The sequence below is a fragment of the Methylophaga lonarensis MPL genome, assembly GCF_000349205.1.
Lineage (GTDB): Bacteria > Pseudomonadota > Gammaproteobacteria > Nitrosococcales > Methylophagaceae > Methylophaga > Methylophaga lonarensis.
Window position 1 is genome coordinate 24,655 of record NZ_APHR01000071.1, and the last position, 6,634, is coordinate 31,288.

The following is a 6,634-nucleotide window of genomic DNA, read 5'->3' on the forward strand; positions in this document are numbered from 1 at the left end:
CGGAAGTGGCAAACTGGATTATCGCCGGTCTTGGCAACCCCGGCTCCCAATATGAAAACACCCGACACAATGTCGGTTTCTGGTGGCTGGACCAACTGGCGCATGACAACGGCTTAAGCTTCAAAACTGACAGCCGTTTTCATGGCCAGCTGGCCCAGCTCACTACGACACAGCACAAAATCTGGTTGATCAAACCGCTGACCTTCATGAATCGAAGTGGCAGCGCCGTCGCCGCCCTGGCAAATTTTTACAAAATTCCTGCTGAAAACATTGTTGTGGTTCATGATGAACTGGACTTGCCAGCCGGCGCTGCTCGACTTAAAAAAGCAGGCGGTCATGGAGGGCATAACGGGCTGCGTGACATTATGCTTCACTGCGGTAGCAAAGATTTCCTGCGGTGTCGCTTGGGCATTGATCACCCGGGTAATAGCAAGCAGGTTGCGGATTATGTTTTGAGCAAACCCTCAGTAGATGACCGGCAGGCCATTATGACGGCGATAGACAACAGCATCAGGGTTTTACCGGATTTGCTGGACGGTAACCTGGACAAGGCCATGAATTGGCTGCATTCACAATAGACGATTAAAAGCTGACGGCCTTATCACTGTCAGATAAAAACTTGCGCTGTTACTGTGGCAGACAATGATCGCCTAAACAGCCATTACTCTTTAGCCCAGAGGAATTAGCATGGGATTCAAATGCGGTATTGTAGGACTGCCTAATGTAGGCAAATCAACTTTATTCAACGCGCTGACGCAGGCGGGAATCGAGGCGCAAAACTATCCTTTTTGCACCATTGAACCCAATGTCGGTATTGTGCCGGTGCCTGATCCGCGACTTGATAAACTGGCTGAGATTGTCAATCCGCAGCGAGTGTTGCCAACCACGATGGAGTTCGTCGATATTGCGGGATTGGTGGCTGGTGCTTCCAAGGGCGAAGGCCTGGGTAATAAATTCCTCGCCAATATTCGTGAGACCGATGCGATTGCCCATGTGGTGCGTTGTTTTGAAGATGAAAATGTCGTTCATGTTGCCGGTAAAGTGTCACCACTTGATGATATTGAGGTGATTAACACTGAATTGGCACTGGCGGATCTTGAGTCTGTGGAAAAGGCAATCACCAAGACGACGCGTGATGCCAAAGGTGGAGACAAGACGGCCAAGGCCCGGCTGGAGTTATTGGAACAGATGAAAACCCATCTGGATCAAGGCTTACCGGTCAGATCGATGGCACTCGACAATGATCAGATGACTCTGATGGCGGGGCTGCATTTATTGACTGTCAAACCTACTATGTACATTGCTAATGTCGCTGAAGATGGCTTTGAAAATAATCCGGCACTGGATGCGGTAATCGAATTTGCCGCCAAGGATAATGCCACTGTCGTAGCCATTTGTGCCGCCATCGAATCAGAAATTGCCGATTTGGCCGATGAGGACAAGGCTGAGTTTTTGCAAGAACTTGGCTTGGAAGAACCGGGTCTGAATCGTGTGATCCGCAGTGGTTACCAGTTATTGGGTCTTCATACCTACTTCACTGCGGGTGTCAAAGAAGTACGAGCCTGGACTGTTCGCATCGGTGCAACCGCGCCAGAAGGTGCCGGTGTTATCCACACGGATTTCCAAAAGGGTTTCATTCGCGCCGAAGTTATCAGCTACGATGATTTTGTTCAGTTCAATGGCGAGCAGGGTGCCAAGGATGCCGGTAAATGGCGGCTCGAAGGCAAAGAGTACATCATCAAGGATGGTGACGTGATGCACTTCCGCTTTAACGTATAAACCGCTGCGCCATTCTGGCTGCGGCGACACAGGAGAATCCATGATATTCAGATCGTTCGCCGCAGCATTATTGTTTATTTCCACTGCCAGTCATGCCGCCAGTGAGATGGATCGCTGCATGATGGATCGTATCGTCACCGCAGAAGATACACTTACTGTTGGCGACATTCGCCGATTGTGCGCCTTGTACACAGCACCGGAAGTTGCCGCTGATCAGCAGTATGAGCAGATGGTCGAAACCGATGTCATTGCCGAGCAGGACTCTGCACTGGGTCGTCGCTTGATGCTGGAAAAAGCCGAGTCCCGTAATCCTTTTGTATTGTTACCACACCGGCCAAACTACATTATTCTCAGTAATAACATGGCTTCCGCCAATGAGCGGCCATTTGAACTTGCCGATCCGGGACGTGATTACAACTTTCAGCCCTGGGAAACCAAGTTTCAAATCAGTCTGAAGCTACCGGTGGCCCGTGGCTTGTTTGATGACCGCGCCGATCTCTACTTTGCCTACACTAACCGGTCATTCTGGCAAATGTTCAATAAAAGCGGTTCATCACCGTTTCGTGATTCGAATCACGAGCCAGAGGCATGGTTATCTTTCGCGACCGATAATGAGGTGTTTGGTTTTCGTAATTCAATGATTAACACCGGTATCAATCATCATTCCAACGGTCAAAGCGGGCCGTTATCACGCAGTTGGAATCGACTGTTTGCTGAGTTTGTGTTTGAGCGCGATAACCTGTATCTGTCACTGAAACCCTGGTGGAGAATCCCTGAGCGTAGCCGTGATGATGATAATCCTGATATCGAACGATATATGGGTAATTTTGAGCTGGGTGCGCTCTACAAAATGGGCGATCACAGTCTGGATCTGATGCTCAGAAATAACCTGAGAAGCAATAATAAAGGCGCGGTGCAACTGGGCTGGAGTTTCCCATTATTCAGAAATTTCCGTGGTTATGTGCAGTGGTTTAATGGTTACGGTGAAAGCCTGATTGACTATGACCATCGCACCAATAGTCTTGGTATCGGTATTCAGTTCAGCGACTGGTTATAAACAAATGGCTAATTTGTTGATATTTCGTGCCCGGCATCGTAAAATGCACGGCTTCGTGGCTATGTAGCTCAGTTGGTTAGAGCACATCACTCATAATGATGGGGTCGGTGGTTCGAATCCACCCATAGCCACCACCTCTATATTTACCAACGCCTGTTGGTACTCCAAACCTCGCATCAAGCGGGGTTTTTTGTTTCTGCTATCCTCACAGTTTACCAACCGTGGATATACTGCTGGCGTTATGACCAGAAATCTCCCGCCCATCATCGACTTGGAGGATGGCGATGCATGATTGGTTACCAAGCTTGCTAGTCTGGGTTGTGGCGGTCTCTGCCTATGATGATCCGGCACAGCTTCCAGAGATTATTCCGATCAGTCAGCAACAGTTGATAGATACACTGTGCCATGGTGAAAACTGTCCGGCAGTGGCCTACTACGATCCAGGATCTCAGACGATTTTTCATGATCAAAGACTTGATTTTGATGAGGATCTCAATGCACGCAGTTTCCTTGTCCATGAGCTGGTTCATTATCTGCAGGATAAGCAGGGCTTGATCGATATCAGCAGCATGAGCTGTGAGCAGCGAATGTTGCTCGAGCGAGAGGCTTATTTGGTGCAGGGCAAGTTTTTACATCAGCATGGTTTGCCAGCACGTCAGATTACATTGGCCTTATCGATACTGGAGCAGGTGTGTGATGACTAGTTATCAAGGTCCGAAGACGCCGGATAGCGCTGCTCAGCTGCGATAAGCTATGCTGTATTTTTGTATTAGATAGTGAAGCGGAAAAGATAATGTGGCCATCCAGTTTTGACTTCAGTGTATTTAGCACCAGTTTGCTCACCAGCAGTCTGATTTTGCTGATCGCACTTTTGGTGTTACGCGCACTGGTCGCCAGACTGTTGAGACAGAAAATTTCCAGTATCGAGTTGCGTCGGCGTTGGCTGGTGCAGTCCAACAATGCTTTTGTATTGTTGTTGCTACTTGGTCTGGTATTTATCTGGGGTGAGGAGCTGCGAACGCTGGCATTGTCAGTGGTGGCAATTGCGGTGGCATTTGTGGTGGCCACCAAGGAATTGATTCTCTGTGTGATGGGCTCGATTCTGAAAACGGGCGCACGCTCTTTCAAAGTAGGTGACAGAATCCAGATCAAGGATTTTCGTGGTGATGTCATTGATCAGAATTTGCTGGCGACAACCATTCTGGAGGTTGGGCCGGGCAAACTGACACATCAGCGCACCGGACGCATGACAGTGATTCCGAACTCGTTATTTGTTGCTGAACCCGTTATCAACGAGAGTTTTACCAGTGACTATATTCTGCATGTATTCACTGTGCCCTACCCGCGGGAAGCCGATTGGCCGCAAGCACAAAAGGCACTGTTACAGTCAGCCATGCGTCACACCGCACCCTATCTTGATGAAGTTCGAAATTACATGCAGCGTATCAGTCTCAGCCGTGGGCTTGACGTGCCTTCTGTTGAGCCGCGAGTCACCATTCAGGTCCCCGATGCTGAACAGATACATCTGGTGGTGCGTATTCCGACCAAAACTCAGCAACGTAACCAGATTGAGCAAGCCATTCTGTCAGATGTGTTAATCGGCGAGCAGGCTTTGCAAGATGATACGACAGCCAACAACTGACAGTTATTTTTAGCAGGAGTAGTGTGTGAGCGAGACGCAGCAGGCAGAAGTCAAAACCTCAAAAATTAGAACTTTGCTACGAGAGTCCGATATTCCCTTGGTGGTTTATCTGGTTGTATTCACGGCGATGGCCGTGGTCTGGAGTTTGAATACGCTGATGCCGGATCTGGCATTGAATCTGTTTTCCGAGTTATTGGGCGCTGCATTCACACTGTTTATTATCGATGTGCTGCTGGTACGTTCAAAAACAAAACGCTGGCGAACAGTCAGTGAACACATTGATTATCTGATTGCCCGCGATATCAACCGACTGCGTGATGGTTTGTCTTTCCGCGCGTTTAACTTTAACCCTGAGCTTGATGCCCAGCTTCATGCGGATGAGCAACACAAGCAGGTGAGAGCGCAGCGCGCTGATTTGTTGAATGAGATCGAGGGGCTGAGCGTCGAGGCTATCACTGCACGATTAAACCCGACAGTTTTGTTCACCGATAGCAGTTTTGACTACTTCAATGATAAGGCCGTTGATATCTGGAATTTGCTGAATATGAAGTATTCGGAATTTTTATCACCGGAACTGGTGGCATGTCTGATCGAATTGCACACCAACCTGAGAGATTTGTGTGGTCATATTCGCCAGTACTCTAAAGCTGATCGACATACCGAAGACAGTGATTATTACCATGCGATTGGTATTCGCGGTGCAGCACACACCTTGAAAAAATGTGTTTCACAAGTCAATCAGCTTAAACAGGCCGGCTATTCAGTTCATGCGAGAACGACTTAGGGCTGGTTGATCGTCAAATCCGGCCAGATGACAGACACAAAAAAGCCCCGGTTAAGGGGCTTTTTGGTCTCTGCGGCAGTGTAGTTTTACAGTGCGCGGATATTTTCGGCTTGTGGGCCTTTTTGACCTTGGGTGACTGTGAACTCAACGCGCTGGCCTTCAGTCAGTGACTTGAAGCCATCACCGGTGATTTGTCTGAAGTGAGCAAATACATCCGGGCCATTTTCTTGTTCAATAAAGCCAAAACCTTTTGCATCGTTGAACCACTTAACTGTACCTGTTGTAGACATGATAAATCCTGTTTTCTAAAAAATTGAGCCTCGAAGAGGCGGGTATCGCTGGAAATGTACTTTTGTTTATAAAAATCAGGACGAGCTACAGTTGGTAATCAAGCGCAAAACATCAAAATGCTATAAATAAAAAATCTGATTTCAAGCTGTTGTCACTGTATAGGGCATACAAATTAAAGTCAATAAATAATTGATTTTTTTGCAAAAATGCAATGGCGATGAGTGTGTGTCGGATAATGTCCATTCGATAATGCGGATGAACTGATGGGCGGAATCGCATGTCAATGGTGAGATACTGAGTCATGCGTGTTCCTAAAATAGGCGAATAGTCATGAATAGCGCAGTAAACAAACGCTTCGAGATGATGGTTTGGCTGATCCTGCTGATGGCCTTGTCTGGCATAAAACCCCTGCAAGCGGCTGACAAGGTCTGGGTAGCCACCATTCATGGCGCTGTCAGCCCGGCATCGGCAGATTATTTTGTTCGAACTTTGCAGCGGGCAGAAAACGAACAGATTAGTCTGCTGGTTCTCAAGCTGGATACTCCCGGCGGACTGGATGCTTCCATGCGTCAGATCATTAAGGCCATTCTGGCTTCAAAAGTCCCGGTCGCAACTTATGTCGCTCCCTCGGGTTCACGTGCAGCCAGTGCCGGCACCTACATCCTATATGCCAGTCATATCGCTGCAATGGCGCCAGCTACCAATGTGGGCTCTTCTACCCCTGTGACCATGCGACCGGCTGGTATGCCGCAACAGCAAGAGGATGAAGAGCAATCCAGCCAGCAATCTTCCATGGAGAAAAAACTGATCAACGATGCCGTAGCCTACATTCGAGGGCTGGCGGAGTTACGCGGGCGAAATGCTGATTGGGCTGAGGAAACGGTGCGTGAAGCCGTCAGCCTCAGTGCTACGGATGCACTTGAGCAGGGAGTGACGGATTTCATTGCGACCGACCTCAACAATCTGCTCGAGCAACTGGATGGACATACGGTGACACTCGACGCTGGTGTTGTCTTGCAACTGGCGAACACGGAAGTCACCGAAATTGAAACCGGCTGGCGTTATGATTTGTTGAGYTGTA

At 48.6% G+C, this 6,634-nt stretch carries 7 protein-coding genes, 1 tRNA gene and 1 pseudogene; 8 read left to right on the forward strand and 1 reads right to left on the reverse strand.

The window, feature by feature from the left end:
• The first annotated feature begins 5 nt into the window (after positions 1 to 5).
• The 7 genes from pth to MPL1_RS11780 all read left to right on the forward strand — a co-directional run bounded on the left by pth (position 6) and on the right by MPL1_RS11780 (position 5,262).
• Positions 6 to 578 carry an aminoacyl-tRNA hydrolase gene (pth, locus tag MPL1_RS11750; protein WP_009727356.1) on the forward strand — a complete coding sequence of 191 codons (573 nt, stop codon included), beginning with the start codon at positions 6 to 8 and terminating at the stop codon, positions 576 to 578.
• Positions 579 to 687: 109 nt separating this feature from the next.
• A complete protein-coding gene (ychF, locus tag MPL1_RS11755; protein ID WP_009727357.1) occupies positions 688 to 1,779 on the forward strand; it encodes a redox-regulated ATPase YchF in 1,092 nt (363 codons plus the stop codon).
• Between the two features lie 40 nt (positions 1,780 to 1,819).
• Complete coding sequence (locus MPL1_RS11760; protein WP_009727358.1) at positions 1,820 to 2,836, forward strand: phospholipase A; 1,017 nt, start codon at positions 1,820 to 1,822, stop codon at positions 2,834 to 2,836.
• 57 nt (positions 2,837 to 2,893) lie between these two features.
• Positions 2,894 to 2,970, forward strand: a tRNA-Met gene (locus MPL1_RS11765).
• A 150-nt stretch (positions 2,971 to 3,120) separates the two neighbouring features.
• Entirely contained in the window at positions 3,121 to 3,540 is a 420-nt protein-coding gene (locus MPL1_RS11770) for a hypothetical protein (protein ID WP_009727359.1), read from the forward strand.
• An 89-nt stretch (positions 3,541 to 3,629) separates the two neighbouring features.
• Positions 3,630 to 4,478, forward strand: a complete 849-nt coding sequence (locus MPL1_RS11775; protein WP_009727360.1) for a mechanosensitive ion channel domain-containing protein — start codon at positions 3,630 to 3,632, stop codon at positions 4,476 to 4,478.
• 25 nt (positions 4,479 to 4,503) lie between these two features.
• On the forward strand, positions 4,504 to 5,262 hold the full coding sequence (locus MPL1_RS11780) for a hypothetical protein (protein ID WP_009727361.1): 759 nt from the start codon (positions 4,504 to 4,506) through the stop codon (positions 5,260 to 5,262).
• An 86-nt stretch (positions 5,263 to 5,348) separates the two neighbouring features.
• Here MPL1_RS11780 and MPL1_RS11785 read toward each other — a convergent pair whose 3' ends face one another.
• Positions 5,349 to 5,555, reverse strand: a complete 207-nt coding sequence (locus MPL1_RS11785; RefSeq protein WP_040577147.1) for a cold-shock protein — start codon at positions 5,553 to 5,555, stop codon at positions 5,349 to 5,351.
• 328 nt (positions 5,556 to 5,883) lie between these two features.
• Between MPL1_RS11785 and MPL1_RS11795 the strand changes: the two are divergent.
• A pseudogene (locus MPL1_RS11795) lies at positions 5,884 to 6,634 on the forward strand (ATP-dependent Clp protease proteolytic subunit); the annotation flags it as partial.

Bases quoted from the DNA above. Each gene is read 5' to 3' on its own strand.
- ychF (WP_009727357.1), top strand. From the start codon at position 688: ATGGGATTCAAATGCGGTATTGTAGGACTGCCTAATGTAGGCAAATCA.
- MPL1_RS11760 (WP_009727358.1), top strand. From the start codon at position 1,820: ATGATATTCAGATCGTTCGCCGCAGCATTATTGTTTATTTCCACTGCC.
- MPL1_RS11770 (WP_009727359.1), top strand. From the start codon at position 3,121: ATGCATGATTGGTTACCAAGCTTGCTAGTCTGGGTTGTGGCGGTCTCT.
- MPL1_RS11775 (WP_009727360.1), top strand. From the start codon at position 3,630: ATGTGGCCATCCAGTTTTGACTTCAGTGTATTTAGCACCAGTTTGCTC.